At 68.9% G+C, this 685-nt stretch carries 1 protein-coding gene; it reads left to right on the top strand.

Annotation, left to right across the window (positions count from 1 at the left end; translation table 11 throughout):
• Positions 1–246: 246 nt before the first annotated feature.
• A partial coding sequence (locus D7X12_RS41700) for an IS21 family transposase (RefSeq protein WP_500683248.1) occupies positions 247–685 on the top strand: 439 nt, incomplete at its 3' end.

The following is a 685-nucleotide window of genomic DNA, read 5'->3' as shown; positions in this document are numbered from 1 at the left end:
TGCGTGTTCCGGGGCAAGCCGAGCACCGATTCCGGGCCAAGGTGAGCAGCGATTCCGGAGCAAGGTGAGCAGCCGTTCCGGGGATGCCGAGCAGGCATTCCGGGCATGTCGAGCACCGATTCCGGTGAAGCCGAGCACCCGCGGTGAGGGGGTGGGCGGTCGACAGGAGCGTTGACGGCGCTGGGCAGCAGCAGGCCACTCCGCCCTCCCGATTCGGAGGTGGAGATGGCGGCACAGAGGCTGTCCATGCGGAAGTTGAGAGAGCTGTTCCGGTTGAGGTTCGAGGCGAAACTGACGACGCGGTCGATTGCGACGAGCCTGGGCATCGGCAACGGCACGGTGTGCGACTACCTGGGGCGGGCACGGGTGGCGAAGCTGACGTGGCCGCTGCCACCGGAGCTGGACGACGACGCGGCGTTGACGGCGCTGCTGTTCCCCGAGGACGCGAAGGCGCAGGCGGAGCGTCCGGAGCCGGACTGGGCGCGTGTGCATGCGGAGCTGAAGAGGAAGGGCGTCACCAAGCTGCTGCTGTGGCAGGAGTACCTGGAGGCGGTGCCGGGCGGCTACCAGTACAGCCGCTTCTGCGAGAGGTACGGGCGGTGGCTGGCCGCCTCCAGCGTCACCCTGCGCCAGGAGCACCGCGCCGGGGAGAAGTGCTTCGTGGACTTCAGTGGGGACGGGGTGC

It is taken from the genome of Corallococcus sicarius (genome assembly GCF_003611735.1).
Classification (GTDB): Bacteria; Myxococcota; Myxococcia; order Myxococcales; family Myxococcaceae; genus Corallococcus; species Corallococcus sicarius.
Note: the sequence above shows the minus strand (reverse complement) of the source record. Positions and strands in the feature narration are given on the sequence as shown.